This window comes from Pseudomonas sp. NPDC087029 (assembly GCF_044745345.1).
Classification (GTDB): Bacteria; Pseudomonadota; Gammaproteobacteria; order Pseudomonadales; family Pseudomonadaceae; genus Aquipseudomonas; species Aquipseudomonas faucium.
Genome location: NZ_JBIVAB010000020.1, coordinates 1 through 25,821 on the forward strand (window position 1 = coordinate 1; position 25,821 = coordinate 25,821).

27 protein-coding genes and 1 pseudogene are annotated in these 25,821 nt (G+C 64.9%); 15 read left to right on the top strand and 13 right to left on the bottom strand.

The window, feature by feature from the left end; genetic code table 11:
* Nucleotides 1-104: 104 nt before the first annotated feature.
* Nucleotides 105-968, bottom strand: a complete 864-nt coding sequence (locus ACIPG5_RS22990) for a universal stress protein (protein ID WP_176518040.1) — start codon at nt 966-968, stop codon at nt 105-107.
* A gap of 154 nt (nt 969-1,122) precedes the next feature.
* Here ACIPG5_RS22990 and ACIPG5_RS22995 point away from each other — a divergent pair, with 154 nt between their 5' ends.
* Nucleotides 1,123-1,740, top strand: a complete 618-nt coding sequence (locus tag ACIPG5_RS22995) for a tRNA-(ms[2]io[6]A)-hydroxylase (RefSeq protein ID WP_401378390.1) — start codon at nt 1,123-1,125, stop codon at nt 1,738-1,740.
* A 6-nt stretch (nt 1,741-1,746) separates the two neighbouring features.
* On the opposite strand, the gene ACIPG5_RS23000 is transcribed toward ACIPG5_RS22995, so the two are convergent.
* Complete coding sequence (locus tag ACIPG5_RS23000) at nt 1,747-2,067, bottom strand: YqjD family protein (RefSeq protein WP_176518038.1); 321 nt, start codon at nt 2,065-2,067, stop codon at nt 1,747-1,749.
* Nucleotides 2,068-2,193: 126 nt separating this feature from the next.
* Here ACIPG5_RS23000 and ACIPG5_RS23005 point away from each other — a divergent pair, with 126 nt between their 5' ends.
* Nucleotides 2,194-2,457 (top strand): hypothetical protein, encoded by a 264-nt coding sequence (locus ACIPG5_RS23005; RefSeq protein WP_176518037.1) that lies wholly within the window; start codon nt 2,194-2,196, stop codon nt 2,455-2,457.
* 5 nt (nt 2,458-2,462) lie between these two features.
* On the opposite strand, the gene ACIPG5_RS23010 is transcribed toward ACIPG5_RS23005, so the two are convergent.
* Entirely contained in the window at nt 2,463-2,951 is a 489-nt protein-coding gene (locus tag ACIPG5_RS23010; RefSeq protein ID WP_401378391.1) for an LEA type 2 family protein, read from the bottom strand.
* 136 nt (nt 2,952-3,087) lie between these two features.
* Here ACIPG5_RS23010 and ACIPG5_RS23015 point away from each other — a divergent pair.
* The 3 genes and pseudogenes from ACIPG5_RS23015 to ACIPG5_RS23025 all read left to right on the top strand — a co-directional run.
* Nucleotides 3,088-3,594: pseudogene (locus ACIPG5_RS23015) on the top strand (RNA polymerase sigma factor); the annotation flags it as partial.
* 4 nt (nt 3,595-3,598) lie between these two features.
* Nucleotides 3,599-4,474, top strand: a complete 876-nt coding sequence (locus ACIPG5_RS23020; protein WP_401378393.1) for a FecR family protein — start codon at nt 3,599-3,601, stop codon at nt 4,472-4,474.
* Nucleotides 4,475-4,603: 129 nt separating this feature from the next.
* The gene (locus ACIPG5_RS23025) at nt 4,604-7,030 is read left to right on the top strand and encodes a TonB-dependent receptor (protein WP_401378395.1); all 2,427 of its coding nucleotides are present in this window, start codon (nt 4,604-4,606) and stop codon (nt 7,028-7,030) included.
* Nucleotides 7,031-7,148: 118 nt separating this feature from the next.
* Here ACIPG5_RS23025 and ACIPG5_RS23030 read toward each other — a convergent pair whose 3' ends face one another.
* On the bottom strand, nt 7,149-8,039 hold the full coding sequence (locus ACIPG5_RS23030) for a LysR family transcriptional regulator (protein WP_401378397.1): 891 nt from the start codon (nt 8,037-8,039) through the stop codon (nt 7,149-7,151).
* A 102-nt stretch (nt 8,040-8,141) separates the two neighbouring features.
* On the opposite strand from ACIPG5_RS23030, the gene ACIPG5_RS23035 reads away from it, so the two are divergent.
* The 5 genes from ACIPG5_RS23035 (at nt 8,142) to zapE (ending at nt 13,084) form a co-directional block, all read left to right on the top strand.
* Nucleotides 8,142-9,221, top strand: coding sequence for a polyamine ABC transporter substrate-binding protein (locus ACIPG5_RS23035; RefSeq protein ID WP_236236965.1), 1,080 nt, complete (start codon nt 8,142-8,144; stop codon nt 9,219-9,221).
* Nucleotides 9,222-9,247: 26 nt separating this feature from the next.
* A complete protein-coding gene (gene speB, locus ACIPG5_RS23040) occupies nt 9,248-10,213 on the top strand; it encodes an agmatinase (RefSeq protein WP_401378399.1) in 966 nt (321 codons plus the stop codon).
* 132 nt (nt 10,214-10,345) lie between these two features.
* Nucleotides 10,346-10,663 (top strand): hypothetical protein, encoded by a 318-nt coding sequence (locus tag ACIPG5_RS23045; RefSeq protein ID WP_401378401.1) that lies wholly within the window; start codon nt 10,346-10,348, stop codon nt 10,661-10,663.
* Between the two features lie 23 nt (nt 10,664-10,686).
* Nucleotides 10,687-11,835, top strand: a complete 1,149-nt coding sequence (locus ACIPG5_RS23050) for a PQQ-dependent sugar dehydrogenase (RefSeq protein WP_401378403.1) — start codon at nt 10,687-10,689, stop codon at nt 11,833-11,835.
* 142 nt (nt 11,836-11,977) lie between these two features.
* Nucleotides 11,978-13,084 (top strand): cell division protein ZapE, encoded by a 1,107-nt coding sequence (gene zapE, locus ACIPG5_RS23055; protein ID WP_401378405.1) that lies wholly within the window; start codon nt 11,978-11,980, stop codon nt 13,082-13,084.
* A 19-nt stretch (nt 13,085-13,103) separates the two neighbouring features.
* On the opposite strand, the gene ACIPG5_RS23060 is transcribed toward zapE, so the two are convergent.
* From ACIPG5_RS23060 to yegQ, 6 genes are all read right to left on the bottom strand, one after another.
* On the bottom strand, nt 13,104-14,102 hold the full coding sequence (locus tag ACIPG5_RS23060) for an alpha/beta fold hydrolase (RefSeq protein WP_401378406.1): 999 nt from the start codon (nt 14,100-14,102) through the stop codon (nt 13,104-13,106).
* 75 nt (nt 14,103-14,177) lie between these two features.
* The gene (locus ACIPG5_RS23065) at nt 14,178-14,615 is read right to left on the bottom strand and encodes a YqaA family protein (RefSeq protein WP_176518028.1); all 438 of its coding nucleotides are present in this window, start codon (nt 14,613-14,615) and stop codon (nt 14,178-14,180) included.
* Nucleotides 14,615-15,043: a DUF411 domain-containing protein gene (locus ACIPG5_RS23070; RefSeq protein ID WP_176518027.1), complete on the bottom strand. Its 429-nt coding sequence runs from the start codon at nt 15,041-15,043 to the stop codon at nt 14,615-14,617. Before ACIPG5_RS23070 ends, ACIPG5_RS23065 begins: the two co-directional genes overlap by 1 nt.
* Before the next feature lie 15 nt (nt 15,044-15,058).
* Nucleotides 15,059-15,799 carry a copper resistance protein B gene (locus ACIPG5_RS23075; protein WP_401378409.1) on the bottom strand — a complete coding sequence of 247 codons (741 nt, stop codon included), beginning with the start codon at nt 15,797-15,799 and terminating at the stop codon, nt 15,059-15,061.
* The gene (locus tag ACIPG5_RS23080; RefSeq protein ID WP_401378410.1) at nt 15,792-17,507 is read right to left on the bottom strand and encodes a copper resistance system multicopper oxidase; all 1,716 of its coding nucleotides are present in this window, start codon (nt 17,505-17,507) and stop codon (nt 15,792-15,794) included. Before ACIPG5_RS23080 ends, ACIPG5_RS23075 begins: the two co-directional genes overlap by 8 nt.
* 47 nt (nt 17,508-17,554) lie before the next feature.
* Complete coding sequence (gene yegQ / locus ACIPG5_RS23085; RefSeq protein WP_401378412.1) at nt 17,555-18,925, bottom strand: tRNA 5-hydroxyuridine modification protein YegQ; 1,371 nt, start codon at nt 18,923-18,925, stop codon at nt 17,555-17,557.
* Between the two features lie 131 nt (nt 18,926-19,056).
* Between yegQ and ACIPG5_RS23090 the strand changes: the two genes are divergently transcribed.
* The gene (locus tag ACIPG5_RS23090; RefSeq protein ID WP_176518023.1) at nt 19,057-20,121 is read left to right on the top strand and encodes an AI-2E family transporter; all 1,065 of its coding nucleotides are present in this window, start codon (nt 19,057-19,059) and stop codon (nt 20,119-20,121) included.
* A 9-nt stretch (nt 20,122-20,130) separates the two neighbouring features.
* On the opposite strand, the gene ACIPG5_RS23095 is transcribed toward ACIPG5_RS23090, so the two are convergent.
* Nucleotides 20,131-22,194 carry a TonB-dependent receptor family protein gene (locus ACIPG5_RS23095; RefSeq protein ID WP_401378413.1) on the bottom strand — a complete coding sequence of 688 codons (2,064 nt, stop codon included), beginning with the start codon at nt 22,192-22,194 and terminating at the stop codon, nt 20,131-20,133.
* A gap of 228 nt (nt 22,195-22,422) precedes the next feature.
* On the opposite strand from ACIPG5_RS23095, the gene ACIPG5_RS23100 reads away from it, so the two are divergent.
* From ACIPG5_RS23100 to ACIPG5_RS23110, 3 genes are read left to right on the top strand one after another with little or no spacing between them, the layout of a single operon-like run.
* A complete protein-coding gene (locus tag ACIPG5_RS23100; RefSeq protein WP_176518021.1) occupies nt 22,423-22,671 on the top strand; it encodes a helix-turn-helix transcriptional regulator in 249 nt (82 codons plus the stop codon).
* Between the two features lie 52 nt (nt 22,672-22,723).
* A complete protein-coding gene (locus ACIPG5_RS23105; RefSeq protein WP_176518020.1) occupies nt 22,724-23,059 on the top strand; it encodes a head completion/stabilization protein in 336 nt (111 codons plus the stop codon).
* The gene (locus ACIPG5_RS23110) at nt 23,052-23,414 is read left to right on the top strand and encodes a hypothetical protein (protein ID WP_176518019.1); all 363 of its coding nucleotides are present in this window, start codon (nt 23,052-23,054) and stop codon (nt 23,412-23,414) included. The genes ACIPG5_RS23105 and ACIPG5_RS23110 overlap by 8 nt, the downstream gene beginning before the upstream one ends.
* A 2-nt stretch (nt 23,415-23,416) precedes the next feature.
* Here ACIPG5_RS23110 and ACIPG5_RS23115 read toward each other — a convergent pair whose 3' ends face one another.
* On the bottom strand, nt 23,417-23,803 hold the full coding sequence (locus ACIPG5_RS23115; RefSeq protein WP_401378415.1) for a helix-turn-helix domain-containing protein: 387 nt from the start codon (nt 23,801-23,803) through the stop codon (nt 23,417-23,419).
* Between the two features lie 201 nt (nt 23,804-24,004).
* Between ACIPG5_RS23115 and ACIPG5_RS23120 the strand changes: the two genes are divergently transcribed.
* Nucleotides 24,005-24,307, top strand: coding sequence for an ogr/Delta-like zinc finger family protein (locus ACIPG5_RS23120; RefSeq protein ID WP_176518017.1), 303 nt, complete (start codon nt 24,005-24,007; stop codon nt 24,305-24,307).
* Nucleotides 24,308-24,350: 43 nt separating this feature from the next.
* On the opposite strand, the gene nuoN is transcribed toward ACIPG5_RS23120, so the two are convergent.
* Nucleotides 24,351-25,820: an NADH-quinone oxidoreductase subunit NuoN gene (gene nuoN, locus ACIPG5_RS23125; protein ID WP_176518016.1), complete on the bottom strand. Its 1,470-nt coding sequence runs from the start codon at nt 25,818-25,820 to the stop codon at nt 24,351-24,353.
* Nucleotide 25,821 lies beyond the last annotated feature (1 nt).

Genomic DNA, 25,821 nt, shown 5'->3' on the forward strand with positions numbered 1-25,821 from the left:
GGTAGTGTGGGGTTTCCCCATGTGAGAGTAGGTCATCGTCAAGATTCATTTCGCAAAACCCCTATCTGCGCGAGCAGGTAGGGGTTTTGTCTTTCCGGGCAATATTAACCGCGGGCCAATTCTGCCAGGTGCGCGGTGGCTTCTTCGCTCTTGAGCACCAACACATCGCCTTTCAGCGAATCCAATACCACCTCGGCCGTATTGCCAATCAAGGCCCCGGTGATACCCGTGCGCGCCACAGTGCCAATAACCGTGACCACCGCATCCAGTGCCTTCTCGAAATGTGGAATCAGCACATCGGCCGGCCCCTCTTCGACATGCAAGCGGTCTTCACTGATGTCGTACTCCGCCTGGAACGCACTGCACGCTTCCCGATAACGCTTGTCGATGGTTTCGCTCAGTTGGTACACGGGGTCCGACGCCGACAGCATGGGGGAGGGGTGGGCGCTGACGACATGCAAATGCCCTTTGGCCAGGCCGGCAATCGCATAGCCATGATCGATGATGTCCGCGTGCAGCCTGCGATGGTCGTCATCCTGGTTGCCGACATCCACCGCAGCGAGGATCACGCCACCCGTCCACGGCCGCTCGCTCTTGACCATCAACACCGCACAAGGGCAGAAGCGCAGCAATTTCCAATCGCTGGGCGTGAGCAATGCCTTTTTCAGGGGGTTGTCTGGCCGATGCTCCTTGATCACCAGTTCGCAACCTTCGGCCTCCTGCACCTTGATGATCGATTCATGCAACGTGTCATGCCAGGTCTGCTCGTGGGTGACGTTATCGTACCCATCATCGTGCAATTGGCTGGATAACAGGCTGAGCAAGGCACTGTGGTCATGTTTCTTGTCGCACATCAGCAGATGCAGGCGCGCACCTGTCACCCCTGCAATCAGCTTGGCCCGGGTGAGCGCACGGCTGTGTGCATGTTCGGGGTCGAGGACGACAAGGATGCTACGGACAGCTTGCATGGGCGTGAACTCCCTTCAAAGGTGGCGGCCAATGCCTGACTATAGTCGGCGTCCGCTGCGCCGCCGTTTGATGTACATCAAGCATAGTCACTGGAGATCCCTGGCGCCGCCGGTATAATCGCCGGTCCTGCCCGTCCTGTGTGGTTGCACCTCTATGTCCCTGATCCCCGAAATCGAAGCCTTCCTCGGTTGCCCAACGCCAGACGCCTGGATCGAAGCGGCGCTCGCCGACCAGGAGACGTTGCTGATCGACCACAAGAACTGTGAATTCAAGGCCGCGAGCACTGCTTTGAGCTTGATCGCCAAGTACAACACTCACCTGGACCTGATCAACATGATGTCGCGCCTGGCGCGCGAAGAGCTGGTGCACCATGAGCAGGTGCTACGCCTGATGAAGCGCCGCGGCGTGCAGCTGCGGCCAGTATCGGCAGGGCGCTACGCCTCGGGCCTGCGCCGCCTGGTACGCGCCCATGAGCCGGTGAAGTTGGTGGATACCCTGGTCGTGGGCGCTTTCATCGAGGCCCGTAGCTGCGAGCGTTTCGCCGCCTTGGTGCCGCACCTGGATGAAGAGCTGGGCACCTTCTATCACGGCTTGTTGAAGAGTGAGGCGCGCCACTACCAGGGTTACCTGAAGCTGGCCCATCACTATGGCGAGGAGGCGGACATCGCCCGGCGTGTCGAGCTGGTAAGGGAAGCGGAAGCCGAGCTGATCCAGTCGCCCGACCAGGAGCTCCGCTTCCACAGCGGTATTCCAATGGCGCAAGCCGCCTGATTCAGCTCAAGGGCGGCGACCCAGCAACAGGCCGATGACCAGGCCGAAGCCGGCGGAAATCGCCACGGTCTGCCACGGATGGCCGCCGATGTAGTCCTGGGTGGCGTCGACCACCGGTTGCGCCTTGGCACGCACCTGGCCAGCGGCTTCCCGGGCCTGGCGCAGTTTCAGGCTGACTTGCGCGCGCAAGGTATCGGCTTCTTCGCCGACTAGCGCGGCGCTGTCGTTCAGCAGCTTCTCCGACTCTTCGATCAGTGATTGCAGCTCGCTGAATACCTGATCCTTGATCTGGTCGCTGTCGGTCAGTGCGGCAGTTTTACGGGCCATGAACTCGTCCTCGTCGATGGGGGTGGATAAGCAATGGATGCCGGCGCGTGCGGAAAGTTGCGACGGTTTTCGATGATGCGCCGCCAAGGTGTAAGATAGCGGCCATTTTCAATGGCAGGTATTTCCATGAGTTTCAATCTGGCCAACAAGAGCTTCCAGGAACGGGCGCAGATCGAGGCAGAGAAAGCTCGGTTGTTCGAGCTGTGGCAGAACAACCTGGGCAAGGCCAAGGGTGAGGCTGCCCGGCTGATTGCTGAAAAACCCCGGCGCAAAGGCAAATGGGCCGAATGGGTGCGCGCCGAACTGGACGCCATGTCGCCTCCCGAGTACGCCAGCATGGTGCGCAGCGAGGTCAACAAGATGATGGCGGCCGCCAGCGGCAACCGCTGACACCTTCACCAGCCAAGGCTTGCGCCCTTGGGCAGGTCGAGCTTGCCCTGCTCGGTAAACCGCACGGTACCGAACAGGCCACCGGCGAGTTTGCCGCGCAGCACGTAGGGCATGCCCTGCAGCGTATCGAGCTGCCCCAGGCCATAAGCCTGGCGCAGGAACGAGAACGCCGTGATGCTGATCGGCACCACGACCACTTGCTCCCCATAGCGGCCGATATGCCCCTGCTGGTCGCTGACGCCCGCGGCCAGGGGCTGGCCGTTGACTTCCAGGTCCAGCGCGATGCCGTTGTAGTCGATCGCCTGTTCGTTGGGGTTTTGCACGCGCATCTTCACCGCCATGCGCATTTCCAGCTCCTGCCCCGCAAGCGGTTCGAAGCCGATCACGGTGATGTTGATCGGGTCACGGGCCTGGAACAGCGCACAGGCATTGAGCCCGCTCGCCATCAGCAAGACCAGCAAAAGGCGGGTGTAACGACGCAAACGCAGAGCCATGGGCGCGAACCTTGCCAGCAGAGTCAGGCCTGCAGTGTGGCAAATGCACGGTAGCGTTGAAAGTGTCGGGCATTATGAAAGATACTGTTTCTCATTAACGCCCGATAATTCCTCCTACTGGCAGTGCCTCCACCCAATGCTGACGTCTCCCGTGTCTGGTCTGCTGGCAAGTTTCCAGGAGCACTACGACGACCTCCTGCAGTTTCTGACCCGGCGCATGAGCGATCGCCAGCGCGCTGCCGACGTGGCGCAGGAGACCTACCTCAAGCTGGTGAAGATCGATGAGCAGGCGGTGCCGGTGTTGCACGCGCGCAGTTTCATCTTCCGCGTGGCGGGTAACCTTGCGATCGACGCCTTGCGCCGTGAGCAGCGCCTGGCCGCCAGCCACGAGGACAGCGATGGTGGCGCCGAGGTAGCCTGCCCGGCCCCGGCGCCGGAGGCGGCGCTGTTGGCCCGCGAACGCCTGAAGATTCTTGATGAAGGCTTGCTGCTGCTGCCCGAGAAGGCTCGCCAGGCCCTGCTGCTCAATCGCGTCGAGGGCCTGACCCAGGCGCAGATCGCACAACGACTGGGCGTCTCCGAGAGCATGGTGGCAAAATACATCGGCCAGGCCCTGCGCCATTGCCGCGACTGGCTCAAACATAACCATGACTGACACCTTGAGCATGCCTGTGCCACAGCCCATCAGCGATTTGTCCGACGATGCCCTCGACTGGCAGGTACTGCTGCATTCGGGCAATGCCAGCGCGGCCGACCAGGCGCGCTACCTGCGCTGGCGTGCACTGAGCCCGGCGCACGCCGAGGCGGCATGCGAAGCCGAGGCGCTGTGGCAGAGCCTCGGCCACACGCCGACGGCCCAAGCCTTCCAAGCGCCCCCCCTGCGCCGGCCCAAGCGGCACTGGGCGGCTGGCATCGCGGCGTCCCTGATGTTGCTGGTGGCCGGCTACGGCAGCTGGCAGCAGATACCGCTCTGGCTGGCGGACTATCACACCGCCATGGGCGAGCGGCAGCACATCACCTTGGCGGACGGCTCGCGGGTGGTGCTCAACAGCGCCAGTGCCCTGAATGTGGCCTTTACCGCGAGCGAGCGCAGGGTCACGTTGCGCGCCGGCGAGGCGCTGTTCGAGACCGCCGAGGATCCACGGCCCTTTGTGGTCGAGACCGCAGCGCAGCCCGTGCAAGGCAATGCCGCGACCTTCAGCGTGCGCCGCGACGGCCATGTGGTGCTGGCCAAAGGGGATGCCTGGGCCGGCTCGCAAAACCTGGCCGTATCGCCCGACGCCAGCGCGCAGACCGCCTGGCAACGCGGCAAGCTGATCTTCAACGGCAAGCCGCTCGGGCAGGTGCTGGCCGAACTCGAGCGTTACCAGCACGGGCGCATCGTGCTCTCCGACAGCAAGCTGGCGGCACTCGAAGTCAGTGGTGTGTTCGACCTGGGCGAACCCCAGGCACTGCTGCACACCCTCGAGCAACGCTACGGCCTCAAGGTCACTTATCTGCCATGGCTGGCAGTGGTGTACTGAAGCATTAAAAAATAATCGAAATATTTTTCATTTGGCACTGCAAGTTCGTACAAGCCAGATCGTCGTAGTGGGACTGATCAGCAACTCATTCTCATTTACGACTTGTCTGGAAGCTCATTCGTGCCTCTCATGCCCATGCCTTCGTACCGTCGCGGCGGTCGTTTCCATCACGCCTTGCTTTCCTGCAGCGCCCTGGCCGTCTTCGCTGGCCCCCTGCACGCGTGGGCTGCCACGCCAGCCGGGCAGGCCGCGATGGAAACTCGCCAGGTACAGCTGGACCTGCCCGCGCAATCCCTCGACCAGGCGCTGACCGCATTCGCCGACCAGGCCGGGCTGCACCTGCTGTACACCACCGCCGATGTCCAGGGCTTGACCAGCCCGGCCCTGCAAGGCAGCTACAGCGTCGAGCAGGCGCTGGCGCAATTGCTCGCCGGCAGTGACATGGCCTGGCAGTTCAGCGATGCCCGCACCGTCACCCTGAGCAAGGCCGCAGCCGCCCCCCAGGCAGTCAACCTCAAGCCCATCGAAGTAAGCGTCGCCTCGCGCACCAGCACCGCCATCAGTGAAATCCCGGGCACGGTGTGGGTGGTCGACCAGCAGCAGCTGCGCGAGCAGATCGACAGCGGGGTGAGCCTCAAGGAAGCCATCGGCAAGCTGGTTCCGGGCCTGGACCTGGCGCCGGAAGGGCGCACCAACTACGGCCAGAACATGCGCGGGCGCAACGTGCTGGTGATGATCGACGGGGTCAGCCAGAACAGCTCGCGCGGGCTTTCGCGCCAGTTCGACAGCATTTCGCCGTTCAACGTCGAGCGCGTCGAAGTGCTCTCCGGCGCCAGCGCCATTTATGGCGGCGGCGCCACCGGCGGCATCATCAACATCGTCACCAAGAAGGGCGAGCCGGGCCCGGCACGCTTCGAGACCCAGCTGGGCGCCAGCAGCGGCTTCAACAACAGCGATGACCTGGCCACCCGTTTTGCCCAGTCCATCAGCGGCGGCAACGAGCGGGTCAATGCCCGCCTGGGCATCTCCGGCGAGCAGAACGAAGCCTTCTACGACGGCGCGGGCGAGCAGATCTTCATCGACAACACCCAGACCGACCTGCAGTACAACCGCACCATCGACGTACTCGGCACGATTGGCCTGAAGCTCACCGACGAACAAAGCCTCGACTTGCTGGCCCAGTACTACGACTCCGGCAACCACGGCAGCACCGGCATCTACTTCCCCAACCTCAACTACAACGCGCCCTCCGACCTTGAAGACGCCGAACTGCGCAGCGGCTATTCGTCGGACCTTGAGCCGCGCACCCGGCGCCTGCTGCTCAACGCCAACTACCACCACACCGATGTGCTGGGCCAGGACTTCTATCTGCAGGCGTCCTATCGCAAGGAAGACGACAACTTCTACCCGTTCCCGTACTACAACCGCGCCACGCCAACCGGCTCGCGCGGGGTGTATTTCGCCGCCTCGCAGCAGAACTTCGAAGTCACCAGCCTCAAGGGCCTGTTCGCCAAGCAGTGGGACACGCTGAAGCTCACCTACGGCGTCGACCTGGACCGCGAGCGCTTCAATGCCGACCAGACCACCTTCGATGCCCAGACCTCATCCGAAAGCGGTGGCCTGGACCTGGACAAACAGAGCAAGGCCGCCCGCTACCCCAGCTACCGCGTGGACGGCGTCTCGGTGTATGGCCAGCTGGACTGGCATGCCACCGACAACCTCACCCTCTCCGGCGGCGCCCGGCGCCAGCAGATGGATGTGGACGTCAGCGACTTCAAAGGCGTGCCCGGTGGCAGCAACGACTACCAGGTCAGCCTGTACAACGTCGGTGCCATCTACGACTTCAAGAACGGCCACCAGGTGTGGACCAACTACGGCGAGGGCTTCGACCTGCCAGACCCGGCCAAGTACTACGGCAAGCCGGGGCTCAGCGTGGCCGACAACCCGCTGGCCGGCATCAAGAGCCGCCAGGTCGAGCTGGGCTGGCGCTACGCCGACCTGGACTGGGATGCCCAGGCAGCGCTGTACTACATCTGGTCGGACAAGATCATCAACGTCGATTCGCAGACGCTGACCATCAACGTCGAAGACCAGAAGAGCCGCGACTTCGGCTTCGAAGGCGCCTTGACCCGGCATTTCCAGAGCGGCTGGGAAGCGGGCGGCACGCTGCACCTGACCCGCTCCGAGGAAGAGGACGCCGACGGTGGCTGGATCAAGCGTGATGCGCGTTATGCCTCGCTGTCCAAGTCCACCGCGTTCGTTGGCTGGAAGGGTGAGGGGCGCAGTGCCAGGTTGCAGGCCAACCATGCCTTCAGCCTCAAGGATGATGCCGACCACGAGATCGACGGCTACACCACCTTCGACCTGCTGGGCAGCCAGGACACCGGCTTCGGGACCTTCAGCGCGGGCATCCAGAACCTTCTGGACAAGCAGTACAGCACCGTCTGGGGGCAGCGCGCGACGCTGTTCTACTCGCCCACCTACGGCCCGGCGTACCTGTATGACTACCAAGGGCGGGGGCGTACCTACACCCTGACCTGGAGCATGGCGTACTGATCTGCTGGCCCTATCGCCGGCAAGCCGGCTCCCACGGGTACAACACAAGGCTGAAAGGTGTGGCGGACCTGTGGGAGCCGGCTTGCCGGCGATAGGGCCGGCCCAGTCAAACCACCGCTCAACCAAACACCGCCAGCAAATCCTGCGCAAACGCCCGCTGCGCCTCCCCCGGCACCTGCCCCCGATGCCTGGCCAAGGTAAACGGCACCACGAAGTCCAACTCGGCATACAGCGCCCACAGCAACCCCTGTTCCTCCCACGCCTGGGCACAGTGGCACGGCAGGTACCCCACATGCCGCCCCGACAGAATGAACATCAGCACACTCTCGATCTGCTCGGCCACGGCCATGCTGCGCCGGCTCTGGAACGGCTCGCCACCCTTGAGAAAGCGGTAGGGGTGGCGCACCTGGTCAGCTTCCAGCAACTGCTCACGAGTTACCTGCGCCGCGCCGAACAGCGCATGCCCCTTGCCGCAGTACAAGCGTTGGCGCTCCTCGAACAACGGCTGGTAGTCGAACGCCGCCTGGTTGCCGGAAAAGTAGCTGATGGCGCAGTCCAGGCGCTGCTCCAGCAGCAAGCGCTCAAGCTCCGCAGGTGGCGCACTGATCAGCTCCAGCTGCACGGCCTCATCCCGTTCGCGAAAGCGTGAAATGGCCCGCGCCAGCCGCAGGTTGACGGCCGCATCCTGGTTTTCCGCCATGCCGACCCGCACCGTGCCAAGCAAGCGCCCAGCCACGCCATTGGCCTGCTGGCGAAAGCGCTCGATGTCCAGCAGCAAGCCGCGCGCCGCCTCCAGCAGCAGCTGGCCCTTTTCCGTCAGGCTGAAGCCACGCTTGCCGCGGCTGCACAGGCGATAGCCCAGGCGCGCCTCCAGTTGCGCCATGCGCTGGCTGATGGTGGGCTGGCTCAGCCCCGACACGCCTTGCGCGGCGCTGAAGCCGCCGGCCTCGACTACAGTGACGAACAGCCGCAACAGGTGCAGGTCAGGGTCGTGCAGTTGTCCGAGCATCACATTGCTCCTGGTGAATGTCAGCTTTGCAAAGTTGCCATTCTTGCAATGTAACCCGGCTGGCATGCTGGCGGCATCCACCCATTGCCCGAGGTGTCCGCCATGCGAAAGTCGCTGTGCCTGCTGTCCCTGTGCCTGGCCTTGCCGCTGCAGGCCGAAGAGAAGGTCGTCAACCTCTATAGCTGGGCCGATTACGTCGCCCCGGAAACGCTGCAGCGCTTCGAGCGCGAGACTGGCTACAAGGTGCGCTACGACACCTTCGACACCACCGAGGTGCTGGAAACCAAGCTGCTCACCGGCGGCAGTGGCTACGACGTGGTGGTGCCATCGTCCACCGTGCTGGCCCGGGCGCTCAAGGCCAACGCCCTGCAGCCGCTGGATGCCCAGGGCATGCCCGGCTATGCCAACCTCGACAAGGACCTGCTGGGCAAGCTCGCCGAGGCCGACCCGGGTAACCGCTATGCCGTGCCCTACACCTGGGGCACCCTGGGCCTGGGGGTGAATGTGGAGGCGGTGCGCCAGCGCCTGGGCGATGTGCCGTTGGACAGCCTCGACCTGCTGTTCAAACCCGAATACGCCAGCCGCCTGAAGGAATGCGGCATCGCCATGCCCGACTCGCCGCAGGAAGTGATCGGCGTGGCGCTCAATTACCTCGGCAAGGACCCGTACAGCCAGGACAAGGCCGACCTTGCCCAGGCGCAGAAGCTGTTGAGCCAGCTGCAGCCGTCGATCAGCTATGTCGCCAACGGCCGGCAGATCAACGACCTGGCCAACGGCAGCGTGTGCCTGGCGCTGACCTACAACGGCGATGCGGCCATGGCCGCCGACCAGGCGCGCCGCGCCGGCAAGCCGTTCGAGCTGATCTACCGGATTCCTCGCGAAGGCACGCTGGTCTGGCAGGACAACCTGGTCATCCCCAAGGACGCGCCACACCCGGAGGCGGCCCGCGCCTTCATCGCCTTCATGCTCAAGCCCGAATCGGTGGCCGCGCTGACCAATGCGCTGTTCTTCGCCAACGCCAACCAGGCCGCCACACCGCTGGTTGACGAGGCGGTGCGCAACGACCCGGACATCTACCCGCCGGCGGCGGTGCGCGAGCGCCTGTATGCCGACCGCAGCATGGCGCTGTCCGACCTGCGCCAGCGCAACCGGCTGTGGACCGCCTTCCGCACCCGCCAGTAACCCCCAGACCACCAAGGAGCCCGACCGTGGATCAAGCCCAGAACAATGACCAGGCCATGACCCGTGACAGCCTGTATGGCACCGCTGCGGAAAGTACCTACGCCGGTATTACCAGTTTCTCCCGCCGTCGCTACAGCCGCGACCTGCGCGGGGTGGATGTGGTGGTCAGCGGCGTGCCGTTCGACAACGCCACCAGCAACCGGCCGGGTGCACGCTTCGGGCCGCGGGCGATCCGTGCCGCGTCGGTGCAGCAGGCCTGGGCCCGGCACTGGCCGTGGGCGTTCGACCCGTTCGACCACCTGGCCGTCATCGACTATGGCGACTGCGCCTTCGACAGCGGCACGCCGCAGTCGGTGCCAGGCAGCATCGAGGCGCATGCCAGCCATATCCTCGAAGCCGGCTGCGCGATGCTCACCCTGGGCGGCGACCATTTCATCAGCTACCCGCTGCTCAAGGCCCATGCCCGGCGCCATGGCCCGTTGGCGTTGATCCACTTCGATGCGCACAGCGATACCTGGCCGGACGAGGAGGGCAAGCGCATCGACCATGGCACCATGTTCTGGCATGCCGCACGCGAAGGCCTGGTGGACCCGTCCTGCTCGGTGCAGATCGGCCTGCGCACCACCAATGACGACAGCCAGGGCTTCGCCATCCTCGACGCTCGGCAAGTGCATCGCCAAGGCACCGAGGCGATCATCGCGGCGATCCGCCAGCGGGTGGGCGAGCGCCCGGTGTACCTCACCTTCGACATCGACTGCCTGGACCCAGCCTACGCGCCCGGCACCGGTACGCCGGTGTGCGGCGGCCTGAGCACGGTGCAGGCGCTGGAAATACTCGGCGGCCTGCGCGGCATCAACCTGGTGGGCATGGACCTGGTGGAAGTCGCGCCGGCCTATGACCATGCCGACATCACCGCCCTGGCCGGTGCCACCTTGGCGATGGAGATGCTGTGCCTGTATGCGGCGCGGCACAAGGTCGACAGCGCCCGGTAACAACGGCTGCATGACCACCCTGGCAGGTTCATACTGAAACATCAGGAATCGCATTCACACTTTTGCCGCGAACCCATCGCGCCTTAGGCTATCCAACGCACGAGGCGCGCCTTTTTCGTACAGGAGGTGAGGATGAACCTTACATTGCCAGCCGTGGCCATCGGCCTGTTGCTGTGCCTGCCGGTGCAGGCTGCCCCGCTGCAGCCCCTGCAGCTCGCCGCCAGCAACAACAACCCGTACAACAGCCCGATCCAGCGTGCCAACCCCAACAGCCGCCAGGGCAGCATGCCCGCCACCCCGCCGGTGCGCGGGCCTTCGACCGTCCCCATCCAGCCCACACCCAGCCTCGACAACCGTGGCATCGGCAACGGCGACAACTTGCGCCGCCAACAGCAGGCTCCCAACCTGGAACCCACCCGGCCCCCGCGGGACAGCCAACGCGTGCCCTGAGCCCTCCACGAAAGGAATTGTGCATGAACAAAGCCCCCTGGCTGGCCACGCTGGCCGCCGCTACCTTGCTGCCCTTGTTGGCGCAGGCTGCATCCGAGCAGCAGTTCCCCAGTGAAGAGGGCACGCTCAGCGTCAGTACCGTCGCCGACGGCTTGCGCAACCCCTGGGCGTTGGCGTTTCTACCGGGCGGCAAGGACATGCTGGTCACCGAGCGCACCGGCAACCTGCGCCTGGTCAACGCCGAAGGCAAGGTCGGCGCGCCGATCAGCGGCGTGCCCAAGGTGTGGGCCGAGGGGCAGGGCGGCCTGCTCGACGTGGTGCTTTCGCCGCAGTTCGACAAGGACCGCACGGTCTACCTCTCCTATGCCGAGCAAGGCAGCGACGGCAAGGCCGGCACTGCAGTGGGCCGCGGCCAGTTGAGCGAAGACCGCGCACGGCTGGAGAACTTCACCGTGATTTTCCGCCAGCAGCCCAAGCTGTCGGTCGGCAACCACTTCGGTTCGCGGCTGGTGTTCGACCGTGACGGCTACCTGTTCATCGCCCTGGGCGAGAACAACCAGCGCCCGACCGCCCAGGACCTGGACAAGCTGCAAGGCAAGGTGGTGCGCATCCTGCCCGACGGTGAAGTGCCCAAGGACAACCCCTTCGTCGGCAATGCCAATGTGCGCCCGGAAATCTGGTCGTTTGGCCACCGTAACCAGCAGGGCGCCGCGCTCAACCCCTGGACCGGCAAGCTCTGGACCCATGAGCACGGCCCACGCGGGGGTGATGAGATCAACATCCCGCAGGCCGGCAAGAACTATGGCTGGCCGATCGCCACGCACGGTATCAACTACTCGTTGCTGCCGATTCCCGAGGCCAAGGGCAAGCATGTCGATGGCATGGTCGACCCGCACCATGTCTGGGAAAAATCGCCCGGCATCAGCGGCATGGCCTTCTATGACAGCCCTACCTTCAAGGCCTGGGACCACAACCTGTTCATCGGCGCGTTGGCGACCCAGGAGCTGATCCGCTTGCAGCTCGATGGCGACAAGATCGTCCATGAAGAGCGTTTGCTGGGCGATTTGAAGGCGCGCATCCGCGATGTGCGGGTAGGGCCGGATGGCTATCTGTATGTGCTGACCGACGCCAAGGATGGGCAGTTGCTCAAAGTCGGCCTCAACGCCGGCTGAACAGGTATGTGGCCTGCACCGGCCCCATCGCTGGCAAGCCAGCTCCCACAGGTACACCCTAGACCTCCAGCCCTGTGGTGTACCTGCGGTGTACATGTGGGAGCCGGCTTGCCGGCGATGGGGCCCGTGAACATAATGCCGCATGACGCACGATCCCAAATCGCTCTACCAGCAAGCCCTCACCGCCCAAGGCTACGCCCCGGACCCGGCGCAAGCCCAGGCCGTCGACGCGCTGCAGGCCTGCTTCGAAGCCCTGGAAAAAGGCCGCCCGACCCAGGGCCTCTACCTCTGGGGCCCGGTAGGCCGCGGCAAGACCTGGCTGATGGACCTGTTCCACCGCTGCCTGAACGTGCCAGCGCGGCGCCAGCACTTTCACCATTTCATGGCCTGGGTCCACCAGCGCCTGTTCCAGCTCAATGGCACCGCCGACCCGCTGCAGGCGCTGGCTCGCGAGCTGGCAGGGCAGATCCGCGTACTGTGCTTCGACGAACTGTTCGTCAGCGACATCGGTGATGCAATCATCCTCGGCCGCCTGTTCCAGGTGCTGTTCGATCAGGGCGTTCTGCTGGTGGCCACCTCCAACCAGCCGCCCGAGCAGCTGTACCGCGACGGCTTCAACCGCGAACGCTTCCTCCCGGCGATCCACGCCATCGAGCGGCACATGCAGGTATTGCCGGTGGCCGGCGAGCAGGACCACCGCCTGCATCCCGGCGCCGCCCGGCAACGTTACTGGGTGGCCGAAGCGGGCAGGCCGGGCCAGCTACAGGCGGTTTTCCAGCAGCTCAGCCCCCAGGGCCCTGGCAGCACCGAGCCGCTGTCGGTCGGCACACGCCAGGTTCAGGTCATCCGCCACAGCGCCGAGGCCATCTGGTGCCGGTTTGCCGACCTGTGCGAGCAGCCGCTGTCGGCCATGGAGTTCATGGCCCTGTGCGACCGCTTTGCGGCGATCCTGGTCGAGGGGGTGCCGGCCCTGGGCGGTGCCCAGCGCGAAGGGCGTATCGCCCGGGGCACCGAAGATGGCGCGGCGCGGGTGGCGGCGGGCGACCGTGAGCTGCCCGCCCTGTCGCCCAAGGATGACGCGGTGCGCCGGTTCATTGCCCTGGTCGACGAATGCTATGACCGCCGGGTGGCCTTGTACCTGGAGGCGCAGGTACCGCTGGATGCGCTCTACACCCAAGGGTACCTGGCGTTCCCGTTCCAAAGGACCCTGAGCCGGCTGCGGGAGATGCAGCTGCAACGCTTCGCCTGAAGCCCGGGGCGTTGCCAGCTCAGCGCGCCAGCCACTCCACCAGGGTGCGGTTGAAGCGCCGCGGCTCCTCGATCTGCGGCGCATGCCCCATGCCTTCGAAGGTCACCAGCTCGCCGTGGGGAATCAGTTTCGCCACCTGCGACCCAAGCACCGCGTACTTGCCCAGCTGCGCCTTGACCTGCGGCGGGGCGATGTCACTGCCGATGGCGGTGCTGTCTTGGTCGCCGATCATCAGCAGGGTCGGCATCTTCAAGTCCTTGAACTCGTAGTACACCGGCTGGGTGAAGATCATGTCGTAGATCAGCGCCGAGTTCCACGCCACCGCCTCATGCCCCGGCCCCTGGTTCAGCCCCACCAGCATCTGCACCCAGCGCTCGTACTCCGGCTTCCAGCGCCCGGCGTAGTAGGTCTTGCGCTCGTATTCGCGCACGCCCTCGGCATCGAGCTTGAGTTCGCGGGCATACCATTGATCGACGCTGCGGTAGGGCACGCCCAGGGCCTTCCAGTCTTCCAGGCCGATCGGGTTGACCATCGCCAGGCGCTCGACCTGCTGTGGGTACATCAGCGCGTAACGGGTGGCGAGCATGCCGCCGGTGGAATGGCCGAGGACGGCCACCTGGTCGATGCCCAGATGCTCGAGCAGGGCGTGGGTGTTGCTGGCCAGTTGCTGGAAGCTGTACTGGTAATGCGCCGGCTTGCTCGAGGTGCAGAAGCCCACCTGGTCCACCGCGACGACCCGGTAACCGGCCTGGCTCAAGGCATCGATGGTGGTTTCCCAGGTGGCGGCGCAGAAGTTCTTGCCGTGCATCAGCACCACGCTGCGGCCATTGGCCTGGCCCTTGGCAGGCACATCCATGTAGCCCATCTGCAGGGGCTGGCCCTGGGACTGGAAGTCGAAATGCTTGAGTGGGTGAGGGTAGCTGAAGCCTTCGAGCTGCTTGCCGTAGGTGGGCGTTTCGGCAGCGATGGCCGGGGCGCCGACAAGGCAGGCCAGGGCCAGGGCGGTTGCGCGCAGCATGGGGGCACTCCGTGTAGGACCATGTAGGAATTGGCGACTGTAGCAGTCAGTGGAGCACCTTAAACGTTAAAGGTGTCACCAAGTGTGAAACCAACCCAGGGTTACCAATGCCACGACGATGTAGCGCCCGGCCTTGGCCAGGGTCACCAGCAGCATGAAGCGCCAGAACGGCTCGCGCATGATCCCGGCGATCAGGGTCAGCGGGTCGCCGATCACCGGCATCCAGCTGAGCAGCAACGACCACTGCCCCCAGCGCTGGTAGCGCTGCTGGGCACGTTCCAGCTGGCGGGCGCTGAACGGGAACCAGCGCCGGTGGCGCAGGTGCTCGATGGCCCGGCCGAGCAGCCAGTTGACCACCGAGCCGAGCACATTGCCCAGTGTTGCGACCAGCAACAGGGTCAGCCAGGCATCGGGCTGGCGCAGCAGCAACCCCACCAGCACCGCCTCCGATTGCAGCGGCAGCAAGGTGGCAGCGCCGAAGGCGCTGAGGAACAGCGCCCCCAGGCTGAGCATCAGTAGTTGGCGACCACGGTGTCCTGGCCGTCCTGGGTCACGCCGATGACCTGGTAGGCATCCTTGTGGTCACCCATTTCCATGCCTGGCGAGCCCATGGGCATGCCGGGCACGGCCAGGCCCTTGAGGTCGGCGCGCTTGGCCAAGAGGCGCACCTGTTCGGCCGGCACGTGGCCTTCGACGAACTTGCCGTCGATCACCCCGGTGTGGCACGACGCCAGGCGTGGCGCCACGCCCAGGCGCTGCTTGACCGCGCTCATGTTCGGCTCGACATGGTCATTGACGGTGAAGCCGTTGTCGCGCAGGTGGCTGATCCAGGCCTTGCAGCAGCCACAGTTGGGGTCGCGGTAGACGTCGATGGTCTCGGCTGCCTGGGCCAGGCCGGTGATGGCCAGCAGGCCGAAGGTGATCAGGTGTTTACGCAGCATGGTCGAACGACTCCTTTAGAAACGCAGGCGCACCCCCGCCACCAGGCGGGTCTGGGCGAGGTCTTCGCCCTGTTCGCGGGCCTGGTCGGCGCGGTTGCCGTGCAGGCGGTTGAAGCTTACCCCGATATAGGGGGCGAAGCCGCGGGTGATTTCATAGCGCAGGCGCAGGCCGATTTCGCTGTCGGCCAGCCCTGCGCCTTGCTCGTGGGCTGCAGCGTTGCGCCCGTAAAGGTTGGCTTCAAGGGTTGGCTCGAGGATCCAGCGGTTGGTCAGCAGCATAGCGTAAGCGGCCTCCAGGCGCAGCGCGGTCTGTTGTCGCTCGCCGGCATAGGCCGTGGCTTCCAGCTCCAGGCCATACAGCGGTGTGCCCTGGATGCCGAACGCCGCCCAGGCCTGGCCACTGGCGGGCTTGAAATCCTGGCGCAGGCCGCCGACCAGCTCCCACCAGGGGCTGATGGCATGGCCCCACAGCGCCTGCAGTTCGGCCTTGTGGGTCTTGCCCTGCTCGCGCTCGCCCTCGCTGCGCAGCCACAGGCGGTCGACATCGCCGCCGATCCAGGCCATGGCGTTCCAGTTCAGCGCGCTGCTGCTCTCGAAGTGCTGGTACTCCAGCTGGTCGACGATCACTGCCCAGTTGATGGCGCGATCGTGCACCTGGTGGTTGGCCATGGGGGCGGCGCCGGCCATGGCCCGTTCGCTGTTGAGCAGCGCCAGCAAGGCCAGGCTGCCGATGATGTGCCTGTTGATCTCATGCATCGACGCGTACCTCGCGGAACATGCCCGTTTCCATGTGGTAAAGCAGGTGGCAGTGGTAGGCCCAGCGGCCCAGGGCGTCGGCACTGACCCGGTAGCTGCGCCGGCTCCCGGGCGGGATGTCGACGGTGTGCTTGCGCACCATGAAGCGCCCGTGCTCGTCCTCCAGGTCGCTCCACATGCCGTGCAGGTGGATGGGGTGGGTCATCATGGTGTCGTTGACCAGGGTGATGCGCACCCGCTCGCCGTAGGCCAGGCGCAGCGGCTCGGCGTCGCTGAACTTGATGCCGTCGAACGACCAGGCGAAGCGCTCCATGTGCCCGGTCAGGTGCAGCTCGATGTCCCGCGAGGGCTCGCGGCCATCCGGGTCGGGGTAGGGGCTGCGCAGGTCGGCGTAGGTCAGTACCCGCCGGCCATTGCCGCGCAGGCCGATGCCCGGGTCGTCGAGGTTGGCGCGCGGGGCCATGGTCTGCATGTCCACCAGCGGGTTGCCGGTTTCGCTGGCCGGGTGCTGCTGCATGGGCGCCATGGCGCTATGGTCCATGCCGGCCATGCTGGCGTGGTCCATGCCCGCCATGTTGCTGTGGTCCATCGCTGCCATGTTGCCGTGGCCCATGTCGGCCATGCTCAGCACCGGCCGTGGGTCGGGCTGCGGCACCTCGGCCTGCAGGCCGAGCGCACGGGCCAGGGTGCCGCGGGCATAGCCGCTGCGGTCCATGCTCTGGGCGAACAGGGTATAGGCGGGCAGGTCGCCGACGGTTACCAGCACATCGTAGGTTTCGGCCACGGCGATGCGCAGCTCGTCCACCTTCACCGGCGTCACGGCAAGGCCGTCGGCGGCGATCACCGTGAGCTGCAAGCCGGGGATGCGGAAATCGAAGTAGGTCATCGCCGATGCGTTGATCAGCCGCAGGCGCACGGTTTCGCCGGGTTGGAACAGGCAGGTGAAATTGCCGTCCGGTGGCTGGCCGTTGAGCAGGTAGGTGTAGGCTGCGGCGCTGATGTCGGCGAGGTCGGTGGGGCTCATGCGCATGCGTGCCCAGGCCAGGCGCTCGTCGACGGTGTCGCGCCAGCCGTTCTGGGCAACGTCGTCGATGAAGTCGCCCAGGGTGCGCTTGTGGTAGTTGAAGGCGTCGGACTGCGTTTTCAGCGTGGCCAGCAGCGCTTCGGGCGCTTGATCGGACCAGTCGCTGAACAGCAGCACATGGTCACGCTGGTAGCGATGCACCTCGGCTTCGCGCGGCTCGATGACGATCGCGCCATACACCCCGGCCTGCTCCTGCAGGCCGGAATGGCTGTGGTACCAGTAGGTGCCGCTCTGGCGCAGGGTAAAGCGGTACAGGTAGTCGCCGCCGGGGGCGATGCCGGCGAAGCTCAGCCCGGGCACGCCGTCCATCTCGCTGGGCAGGATGATGCCGTGCCAGTGGATCGAGGTGTCCTGCTCCAGCCGGTTGCGCACGCGCAAGGTCACGGTGTCGCCTTCGCGCCAGCGCAGCACGGGCCCGGGCAGGCTGGCGTTGACGGTCAGGGCCGTGCGCGGCTGGCCGGTGATGTTGACCGGGGTCTGGCCGATGTACAGCTCGAAGTGCTGGCCGGCCAGGGCGCGGCCATCGGCAGCATTGGCCAGTGGCCGCCACAGGCCCAGGCCCACGAGCGTGGCAGCGGCGCCCAGGCCTTTGACGAAGGTGCGGCGGGAAGGGGTGGGCAACATGTCGTGACCTCATGCAGAAGAGTCACGATCGTCGCCCGTGGCGCCTGTCAGCTGGCTGAGGCGGGGATTACAGCATTGTCAGGCAGCGCTGCCGGCTGCTCGTGGCCGAGGTCACGCATCAGCAGGCCGAACTCCAGCGGCACCTGCTCGGGGATCGGCAGGTACACCACATGGCCGTCGCCTGGCGCTACCTCGATGGCCTGCTGCTGGCGGTTGCACAGGCGGTGCAGGTCGAAGTGATAGTTGCCGCGCGGGGTCATCAGCTCCAGGTGGTCGCCCACGGCAAAGCGGTTCTTCACCTTGACCTCGGCCAGGCCGTCAATCCGGGCCCCGGTCAGTTCGCCGACGAACTGCTGGCGCTCGGACAGCGAGTTGCCGCGCAGGTAGTTCTGGTATTCGTCGTGCACATGGCGGCGCAGGAAACCTTCGGTATAGCCGCGCTGGGCCAGGGATTCGAGGTTGTCCATCAGGGCGATGTCGAACGGCCGCCCGGCCACGGCATCGTCGATCGCCTGGCGGTACGACTGCACGGCGCGGGCGCAGTAGAAGTGCGACTTGGTGCGGCCCTCGATCTTCAGCGAATGCACGCCCATGGCCGCCAGCCGCCCGACGTGCTGGATGGCGCGCAGGTCCTTGGCATTCATGATGTAGGTGCCGTGCTCGTCTTCGAAGGCGGGCAGTTCGGTACCGGGGCGGTTGCTTTCCTGCAGCAGGAACACCTGGTCGGTCGGTGCCCCCAGGCCCAGGGTCGGTTCGACCTGCTGCACGATGTCGCCGGTGGCGTTTTCGCTGGCCGGGGTTGCCTGGTACTTCCAGCGGCAGGCATTGGTGCAGCTGCCCTGGTTGGCATCGCGCTTGTTGAGGTAGCCCGACAGCAGGCAGCGCCCGGAGTAGGCCATGCACAGCGCGCCATGGACGAACACCTCCAGCTCCATGTTTGGCACCTGCTGGCGAATTTCCTCGATCTCCTCCAGCGACAGCTCGCGCGACAGGATTACCCGGCTCAACCCCAGGCCCTGCCAGAACTGCACGCTGGCCCAGTTGACCGTGTTGGCCTGCACCGACAGGTGCACCGGCATCTGCGGGAAGTGCTGGCGCACCAGCATGATCAGGCCAGGGTCCGACATGATCAGCGCATCCGGCGCCATCGCCACCACCGGTGCCAGGTCCTTGAGGAAGGTCTTGAGCTTGGCATTGTGCGGCGCGATGTTGACCACCACGTAGAAGCGCTTGCCCAGGGCATGCGCCTCGGCGATGCCCTGGGCCAGGTTGGCGTGGTCGAATTCGTTGTTGCGCACCCGCAGGCTGTAGCGCGGCTGGCCGGCGTAGACGGCGTCGGCGCCATAGGCGAAGGCGTAGCGCATGGTCTTGAGCGTGCCGGCGGGGGCCAGCAGTTCGGGCTTGGCGGTCGGGGTCATGGGCGCACCGGGGCAAAAGTCGCGGATCCTAGGGCGTTGGCGCAGGGGGCGTATTGATTTGAATCAAGGCGTCAGTGGCACTTTTCCAGTGATCGCCTGCACTAACTATTCAGGCCCCTGAAGGAAACGCCATGAACGCGACCGCGCTGCAGAACAAAGCCCTTGCCGTACTCCTGGCGTTGGTGACGCTTGCCTTCGTCTGGATTCTGCTGCCGTACTATGGCGCGATCTTCTGGGCGGTCATCCTCGGCATCCTGTTCGCCCCGTTGCAACGCAATTTGCTGCTGCGTTTCGGCCGGCGGCGCAACCTTGCCGCCGCCACCACCTTGCTGGTCTGCCTGGTGGTGGCGGTGCTGCCGGTCATCATCACCAGCGCGCTGCTGGTGCAGGAGGGCGCCAACCTGTACCAGCGCATCGAAAGCGGGCAACTGGACATTGCCGGTTTTGTCACGCGCGGCAAGCACATGCTGCCGGCGTTCGCCCAGCATGGCCTGGACAGCCTGGGCATGGGCAACCTCGACGGCCTGCAGAACAAGATCACCAAGTGGGCCACGCAAGGCAGCCAGGTGCTGGCCGGCCAGGCATACAGCTTCGGCCAGGGCACGTTCGACTTCCTGGTGAGCTTCGGCATCATGGTGTACCTGTTGTTCTTCTTTCTTCGCGAGGGCGCCGAGGTGGCGCGCCAGGTGCGCCTTGCCGTGCCGTTGCCCGAGCACCAGAAGCGCAGGCTGCAATTGAAGTTCAACCGGGTGGTGCGGGCCACGGTGAAAGGCAACGTGCTGGTGGCCATTACCCAGGGGGCGCTGGGCGGCTTCATCTTCTGGGTGCTGGACATCCCCAGCGCACTGGTCTGGGCGGTGATGATGGCGTTCTTGTCACTGCTGCCGGCGGTCGGCGCCGGGATCATCTGGGCGCCGGTGGCCGCTTACTTCCTGCTGACGGGCGCGATTTTGCAGGGGATCATCCTGACGGCCTTCGGCGTGCTGGTGATCGGCCTGGTGGACAACGTGCTGCGGCCGATCCTGGTGGGCAAGGACACGCGGATGCCGGACTACCTGATCCTGGTGTCCACCCTGGGCGGGCTGGCGGTGTTCGGGCTCAATGGCTTCGTGATCGGGCCGTTGATCGCGGCCCTGTTCTTGTCGAGCTGGGCGATCTTCGCCGCCACCAAGCCGCAGGTGCAGTTGCCTCAATAGGCGGCTGCTTCAGCGAAAGCTGTACGAAACCCCCACATACGCAGCAAACCCTTCCCCCGGCGTCGAGCGGGCGATGTCCTGCCCGGCATCGTTGTAGCCGGGCGTCACTGTCGCCGCGTAGCGCTCGTTGGTCAGGTTGCGCAGGTCCAGCCAGGTCTGCCAGTCCTGCTTGGGCGAGTTCCAGCCCAGGCGTGCGCCCAGCAGCGCGTAGGCGTCGGCGTGGTAGCTGTTGGCATAGTCGACCTGCACCTTGGACGCCATCTGCGTATTGACCCCGGCATAGAAACCGCTCGGCCAGTCGTAGCGCAGCTCGGCCTGGTAGTAGTGCATGGGGATGCCAGGCAGGCGGTTGTCGCCGAACTGGTCGTCGTCGCGGTAATGGAAGTCACTGAACGTGTAGGCCTGGCGCAGGCTCAACTTGCCGCTGCCGGCGCGCTCCCAGAGGGTGCTGTCCAGGCCCGCCTCGACGCCCTGGTGCACCGTGGCGCTGGCATTGAACTCCTTGGGCAGCACACCCGGCACGATCTCCACGGCCAGCAGTTCATGGCGAACCTGCGAGTAGTACCAGGCCAGGTCCCAGCGGCCCAGCGCCGAATCGCCGCGCGCGCCGAGCTCCAGGGTGGTGGCGGTCTGGTTCTGCATCTCGATCGGCTGGGTGCTGACCGGCGCACTCCAGATCAGCGCCCAAGGGTGCGGCGGCTCCACCGAGCGGCTGAGGTTGCCGTACACCTGCAGGGCCGGGCTGATGTCGTATCGCAGCCCCAGGCGCGGCGCGTAGTCCCAGTCATGCTGGCTGACCTTGCCGCCGCTGGCGGGGTAGGTCACGTCACTTTCGCGGCGGGTGTAGATCATCGCCAGGCCCGTGGTCAGCCACAGGTCGGGGATCAGCTCCAGGTCGTTGCCGACGTGCAGCACCGTGTCCGAGCCCTGGTAGCTGAAGTCGCGCACGCGGGCGCCGAAATTGTCGCCGCTGCTGCGGGCAAACTGCGAGGCGCCGCTGTTGGGCAGGTGCTTGGTGGTGCGCCAGCCGATCGTGGTCTTGCTCTGGTGGCCCAGCAGCGTGTCGCGGCGCAGGTAGTTCAGCGTGCCGCTGACGTCGGAGTAGGCGACCTTCAGGCGCATCGGGCCTTCGCGCAGATCCATCGGGTAGTCGTGATAGACCAGCCCGGCTTCCACCCGGGCGTCGTCTTCAAGGTAGAAGGTGGTCTTGTTGCCGACCCAAGTGCTGCCCGGTTGCGGGCGGCTGTCGTCGCGGGCCAGGTAGGCGGCGTTGGCGGCACGTGGGTCGTGCTTGATCTGCTGCTTGGTCAGGCGCCCGGCCAGGTCGTTTTCGGTTTCCCGGTAGCGCAGGTAGAAGCGTGTTTCCAGGTTGGGGTTGAAGCGGTAGCCGATATTGGCGGCGATGCCCTTGGCGCTGCCGCTGCTGTGGGCCTGGTAGCCATCGTATTCGGAGTCGGTCAGGGCCACGTAGTAGTCGAGGTTGCCCAGTACCTGGCCGGAGCTGACATGGCGGTGCTGGTAGCCGCGGCTGCCAGCCTCGTAGCGCACCTGCAGCGGCGCGGCATCGTAGCCGGTGTGGGTCACGTAGTTGATCGCCCCGCCCAGGGCCAAGGCGCCCTGGTCGAAGCCGTTGGCGCCGCGCAGCACCTCGGCGCGGCTCAGCCACAGCGGCTCGAACAATTCATAAGGTGTGCCGCCGGGGCCGGTCAGGGGCAGGCCGTCGAACATCGTGTACACGCCGGAGCCGTGGGCGCCGGGTGCGCGGTTGATGCCCGAGCCACGGATCGACAGCTTGATGCCATCGTTGCCCGCCGACTGGGCGAACACCCCGGGCTGGTAGGCCAGTACATCCTGGTTGCTGGCCACCCGGCCCTGCTCGACGTGCTGCATGTCCACCAGGTTGCTGGCGCCGGGTATCGCCTGGAGGCGCTCGCGGGCGTACTCCAGCTCGCTTTGCTCCTGGTCATTGATCAGCAGCTGGCCCAGTTCGACCGAGGGCGCTGCTGCGCCGGGCCCTGCAGAAAAAGCAGCCACAAGGCCGAGGCATGACGAAAGGGGCAAAACAGGACGCATCGTACAACTCCAGGCGAAGGGCAGACAGGCAACGGCGTTGTGACGAGCGAAATGACGTTCAGAGCACGCGCAATTTCAGCCTTTTGCAGCCGTGGTTCAAGACAAGTCTTGTAGGGCGAGGTGCTACAAAGCGTGCGAGTAGTGCCGGGCAGTGGCGCTTCGTAATGTGCATTGCAGGGCGGCAGCACGATTGGTTGTCGCAGTTGGCGATGGTTGAGGAGTTCGATGATGAAAAACAGTGAGCGATTGATTGCCGACAGCGCAATCGATGTGCCGGTCCGCCTCACGCCTCGAGAACAGCAGGTGCTGCTGTGGTGCGCCTATGGCAAGAGCTCGTGGGAGATCGGCCAGATCCTGCAGTGCAAGGAATCGACGGTCAATTTCCATGTGTCCAACATCCTGCGCAAATTCGCTGTCCCCACCCGCATCGCGGCGGTGATCAAGGCCATTCGCTACGGCATGTTGGCCGAAGCCTGAGGAGGCGTACATGGATATCCCGATTCAACGGCCGGCTGAAGGCGCAGGGGCCATGAACAAGGCACATTTTCCCGATTGCCATGATCCTTTCTGGCCACGCATCGAATTGCGTGCATTGCGTGAGCGATTGCGCCTTGGCGACGACGTCAGCGAGGCGCGCCTGGTATTGGCGGTGCGCTGCGCTGGCATCGCTGCCGCCCAGGAGTTCGCGCGCTGGCGGGCGGCACTGCGGGCCCGTGGTTACAAGCGCCTGGAAGACCTGGCCGGGCACACTCAAGGGCGTGCACTGTCGGTGTGTTACCGGTGTTTCATCGCCGCTGCTGTGTGGCGCACCTTGCATGGGGAGCGCTTTTTCCGGGCATTTTCCGAGGAGGTCGAACATGGCTGAGGACTACGAACTCAAGGATGCTGTCGGCGCAGTCGTCGAGTTGTTGACGTCGGAAGGCCGCGTGCTGCTGGGCGCGTTGCTCGGGGCCTTGCTGGTAAGTGCCGCGCGGGATCGCTTGAACATCGTTTCGCGCAAGCGCCTGTCAATACGCAAGCAGTTGATGCTGGTGTTTCTGACCCTGGGCGTCGGTTATCTGTTCGAGCCGTTGCTGCAGTCGCTGGCGCCCATGCTGTCGCGCGGCATGGCCGCCTTCGTCGCCGCAGTGGTAGTGATACCGATCACGCTCAAGGTGCTGGTCTGGCTCGATACGGTGGAAGTGCGCGAGCTGATCCAGCGCTGGCGCCGACGCGGTTAGCCTCAAGCCTGCCCCGGGGCGCGCTGGGCGAGCGCGTGCAGCTGTTGCTCGAGGCGCTGGATGCGATGCTTGTCTTCGATGTGCAGGAAGATGGCCTGCCGGTCCGCCGATGAAAGGCTGCGCAAGCGCTCGAGCACATCGTTCTCCCACCCGTCTTCGGTTTGGGCGGGCGAAGGGTTTTGCGTTTCTCCCATCAACAGCCAATCGAGTGTGCACTCATGTTTTCGGGCGATGGATACGCATAGTGAGTACGGAATACTGTCGCGGACCTTCCAGCTGCTCAGTGTCTGAGGGCTGACTTCCAGGGCCCGTGCTAGCTGAACATCGGTATCTGAACCGGTCAGAAGCTTTAGGCGTGCCAGTACTGAGGCGAGCGATTGGTTACTCATTACAAATATCCATGGCTGGTTTAAAGATATTCCTTAGGCTTAAAATACTCGTTATGAATACATCGGTTTCGTTTAAAGGAGAAATCCTGGCATGAGCAGTAGTGTAATGAAAAAAACCGTTATCGATTTGGCTGATAGCGCGGCAACTTGTCGATCAGCCTTACAGCTTTTTTGCCCAATAGCCATTAGCAGGTACGTGCCGTGAGTACTTACAAGCTGGTCTGTCCCCATTGCAATAGCCGAATGCGTATCCGTACCAGCGAAGGACGACATATTTTTTTACGGGTTGCCTACCTGCAATGCACCACTGAGGCATGCGGGTGGTCGGTGCGCGCGGAGTTTGAAATGACCCATGAACTGTCACCCAGTGGCATGCCCAACCCACAGGTGCATCTACCCTCCGCCAGTAGGGAGCAACGCCACACCGCATTGCAGCGGGAGGAGGATGCTGCCTCTGGGCAGCGTTCCCCAAAGCGCGCTGCCCAATCTGTTTCACGCAGATAAAAAAACACCCCGCAGAGCGGGGTGTTTTTTTTTTACATCCTGATCAACCGATCAGTTGCAGACCTGCCTGCTGGACCATCTCCAGCAGCGGTTGCGGGTAGACGCCCAGCACGAACGCCAGGATGGCGATGGCCAGCAGCATCACGCCACCGGTGCGCTGTTCCCACTTCAGTGGGGCGTCGTGGCGACGCAGGTTCGGCTCTACCAGGTACAGGGTGACCATCACGCGCAGGTAGTAGTACACGCCAATGGCACTGCCGATCACCAGGGCGCCGACCAGCCACCACAGCTGCGACTCGACGCCGGTGGCGATGATGTAGAACTTGCCGATGAAGCCTGCGGTCAGCGGGATGCCCGCCAGCGACAGCATCATCACGGTCAGCACCGCAGTCAGGTACGGGCGGCGCCAGAACAGGCCGCGGTACTCGTACAGCGCATCGGCATCACGGCCACCGTAAGGCGAAGACATCAGGGTGATGACACCGAATGCGCCCAGGCTTGTGATCACGTAGGTGACCAGGTACACGCCCATGGCTTCCAGGGCCAGGCCCTTGCTGGCGACCAGGGCGATCAGCAGGTAGCCGAAGTGGGCGATGGACGAGTAACCGAGCAGGCGCTTGAGGTTGCTCTGGGTCAGCGCCAGCAGGTTGCCGATCAGGATCGAGGCCACCGCGATGACTGCCAGTACGGTGCTCAGCACGCCGCTGCTGGCAGCAGGGGAGATCATGAACAGGCGCACGACCACGGCGAACACCGCAACCTTGCTGGCCGTGGCCAGGAACGCGGCGACCGGCGCCGGGGCGCCTTCGTACACGTCCGGGGTCCACAGGTGGAACGGTACCAGCGACAGCTTGAAGGCCAGGCCCACCAGCATCATGCCCAGGCCCAGTTGCGCCAGCAGGCTTGGCAGGCTGGTGGTGGCCAGCGCCTTGCCGATCTGGTCGAAGCTCAGGCTGCCGGCGTCGGCGTACAGCAGGGCCATGCCGAACAGCAGGAAGGCGGAGCCGGCAGCCGACAGCACCATGTACTTGATGCCCGCTTCCAGCGACCGCTTGTTGAAGAAGGCATACGCCACCAGGCCGTAGACCGGTACCGACAGCAGCTCAAGGCCGATGAACAGGCCGGCCAGGTGGTTGGCGCTGACCAGCACCAGGCCGCCCAGGGCCGACATCAGCAGCAGCAGGTACAGCTCTTCACGGTTGCCCGGGAAGCCCTTGGAGCCTTCGCCGAGGTAGGCGTGGGCGAGGGTGACGCAGGCCAGTGTGGCCACCAGGATGATCGCCATGTACAGGCAGGCGAACTTGTCGATGGTGATCAGCGGGGTGACCGCCAGCGGCGCGACTTTCAGCGCCGGCAGGATCGACAGCAGGGCCAGGTTCAGCCCCACGGTGGACAGCAGGAAGGTCTGCGAGTGGTTGCGCTTCCAGGCGATCGCCAGCATCACCACCACCGTGGTGATGGTGGTGATCAGCATCGGCGCCAATGCGATGAAGTGTTGAGTGGTGAATTCCATA

What these genes read in the sequence shown, in the direction of transcription:
- ACIPG5_RS22990 (WP_176518040.1), bottom strand. Translation starts at nt 968, where the DNA reads ATGCAAGCTGTCCGTAGCATCCTTGTCGTCCTCGACCCCGAACATGCA.
- ACIPG5_RS22995 (WP_401378390.1), top strand. Translation starts at nt 1,123, where the DNA reads ATGTCCCTGATCCCCGAAATCGAAGCCTTCCTCGGTTGCCCAACGCCA.
- ACIPG5_RS23000 (WP_176518038.1), bottom strand. Translation starts at nt 2,067, where the DNA reads ATGGCCCGTAAAACTGCCGCACTGACCGACAGCGACCAGATCAAGGAT.
- ACIPG5_RS23005 (WP_176518037.1), top strand. Translation starts at nt 2,194, where the DNA reads ATGAGTTTCAATCTGGCCAACAAGAGCTTCCAGGAACGGGCGCAGATC.
- ACIPG5_RS23010 (WP_401378391.1), bottom strand. Translation starts at nt 2,951, where the DNA reads ATGGCTCTGCGTTTGCGTCGTTACACCCGCCTTTTGCTGGTCTTGCTG.
- ACIPG5_RS23020 (WP_401378393.1), top strand. Translation starts at nt 3,599, where the DNA reads ATGACTGACACCTTGAGCATGCCTGTGCCACAGCCCATCAGCGATTTG.
- ACIPG5_RS23025 (WP_401378395.1), top strand. Translation starts at nt 4,604, where the DNA reads ATGCCCATGCCTTCGTACCGTCGCGGCGGTCGTTTCCATCACGCCTTG.
- ACIPG5_RS23030 (WP_401378397.1), bottom strand. Translation starts at nt 8,039, where the DNA reads ATGCTCGGACAACTGCACGACCCTGACCTGCACCTGTTGCGGCTGTTC.
- ACIPG5_RS23035 (WP_236236965.1), top strand. Translation starts at nt 8,142, where the DNA reads ATGCGAAAGTCGCTGTGCCTGCTGTCCCTGTGCCTGGCCTTGCCGCTG.
- ACIPG5_RS23045 (WP_401378401.1), top strand. Translation starts at nt 10,346, where the DNA reads ATGAACCTTACATTGCCAGCCGTGGCCATCGGCCTGTTGCTGTGCCTG.
- ACIPG5_RS23050 (WP_401378403.1), top strand. Translation starts at nt 10,687, where the DNA reads ATGAACAAAGCCCCCTGGCTGGCCACGCTGGCCGCCGCTACCTTGCTG.
- zapE (WP_401378405.1), top strand. Translation starts at nt 11,978, where the DNA reads ATGACGCACGATCCCAAATCGCTCTACCAGCAAGCCCTCACCGCCCAA.
- ACIPG5_RS23060 (WP_401378406.1), bottom strand. Translation starts at nt 14,102, where the DNA reads ATGCTGCGCGCAACCGCCCTGGCCCTGGCCTGCCTTGTCGGCGCCCCG.
- ACIPG5_RS23065 (WP_176518028.1), bottom strand. Translation starts at nt 14,615, where the DNA reads ATGCTCAGCCTGGGGGCGCTGTTCCTCAGCGCCTTCGGCGCTGCCACC.
- ACIPG5_RS23070 (WP_176518027.1), bottom strand. Translation starts at nt 15,043, where the DNA reads ATGCTGCGTAAACACCTGATCACCTTCGGCCTGCTGGCCATCACCGGC.
- ACIPG5_RS23075 (WP_401378409.1), bottom strand. Translation starts at nt 15,799, where the DNA reads ATGCATGAGATCAACAGGCACATCATCGGCAGCCTGGCCTTGCTGGCG.
- ACIPG5_RS23080 (WP_401378410.1), bottom strand. Translation starts at nt 17,507, where the DNA reads ATGTTGCCCACCCCTTCCCGCCGCACCTTCGTCAAAGGCCTGGGCGCC.
- yegQ (WP_401378412.1), bottom strand. Translation starts at nt 18,925, where the DNA reads ATGACCCCGACCGCCAAGCCCGAACTGCTGGCCCCCGCCGGCACGCTC.
- ACIPG5_RS23090 (WP_176518023.1), top strand. Translation starts at nt 19,057, where the DNA reads ATGAACGCGACCGCGCTGCAGAACAAAGCCCTTGCCGTACTCCTGGCG.
- ACIPG5_RS23095 (WP_401378413.1), bottom strand. Translation starts at nt 22,194, where the DNA reads ATGCGTCCTGTTTTGCCCCTTTCGTCATGCCTCGGCCTTGTGGCTGCT.
- ACIPG5_RS23100 (WP_176518021.1), top strand. Translation starts at nt 22,423, where the DNA reads ATGAAAAACAGTGAGCGATTGATTGCCGACAGCGCAATCGATGTGCCG.
- ACIPG5_RS23105 (WP_176518020.1), top strand. Translation starts at nt 22,724, where the DNA reads ATGAACAAGGCACATTTTCCCGATTGCCATGATCCTTTCTGGCCACGC.
- ACIPG5_RS23110 (WP_176518019.1), top strand. Translation starts at nt 23,052, where the DNA reads ATGGCTGAGGACTACGAACTCAAGGATGCTGTCGGCGCAGTCGTCGAG.
- ACIPG5_RS23115 (WP_401378415.1), bottom strand. Translation starts at nt 23,803, where the DNA reads ATGAGTAACCAATCGCTCGCCTCAGTACTGGCACGCCTAAAGCTTCTG.
- nuoN (WP_176518016.1), bottom strand. Translation starts at nt 25,820, where the DNA reads ATGGAATTCACCACTCAACACTTCATCGCATTGGCGCCGATGCTGATC.